We start from the raw sequence: 614 nt of genomic DNA, 5'->3' as shown, positions 1-614 counted from the left end.
GGGTGTTACAGCGGTAATTCATCTGCCAGCTGGCTTCTTCGATGCTGTAGATACCGGTCAGGCACCGGGGGCAGCGCTTCACGCCCTGGTAATGGTCACCGCACCACGCGCAGTACCAGGCAAGCGACATCACGGGTGCATCCATACCCCGGATAAGACTGCGCAGCCTGTTGTGCCGGGCTTCGGCTTTTACCTCCGGGTCGAGATGGGCACAGTTCATCAGCACATTGCGGGCCACGGCCTGCTGGTCATGTTCAAACCACGGGTCTTCATGCAGACCAGCATGGAGTATCAGCCGGCAGCCACAGGACGCACAGATCCATATCTGTCCCGGCGCACTCATGGCCTCCCCGGCTGTCGCGAAGTGGCCCTCGCGGTCGTTTGCCAGATAACACTTCAGCATGCGCATGCCGTCACCTCCGCCACCCGGCTATCAGCATCATTGAGCGCATAGCTGCGCGCCCCCGTCCGGCAGGTCATACAGTAGCGTTCACCGTGGTACTCACTGCTGCAGCCGTAACAGTGCCAGTCGTCCTGGTAAACCAGGGGGCGGGCTTCCGGTACATACCATTGCAGTTGCCGGATAATGCGGGTTTCTTTCAGTTCAGGATTAA

Annotated in this window: 2 protein-coding genes; both read right to left on the bottom strand. The window is 59.8% G+C overall.

Translation table 11 applies throughout. The features are described from left to right. On the bottom strand, positions 1-409 hold a 409-nt coding region (locus DEO48_RS26455), incomplete at its 3' end, for a putative zinc ribbon protein (RefSeq protein ID WP_109846767.1). Continuing rightward, on the bottom strand, positions 397-614 hold a 218-nt coding region (locus DEO48_RS26450; protein WP_309136855.1), incomplete at its 5' end, for a putative zinc ribbon protein. The genes DEO48_RS26450 and DEO48_RS26455, both read right to left, overlap by 13 nt.

It is taken from the genome of Enterobacter sp. CGMCC 5087 (assembly GCF_003144775.1).
Taxonomy (GTDB): Bacteria; Pseudomonadota; Gammaproteobacteria; order Enterobacterales; family Enterobacteriaceae; genus Enterobacter; species Enterobacter cloacae_M.
This window is presented reverse-complemented; position numbering and strand designations above follow the sequence as displayed.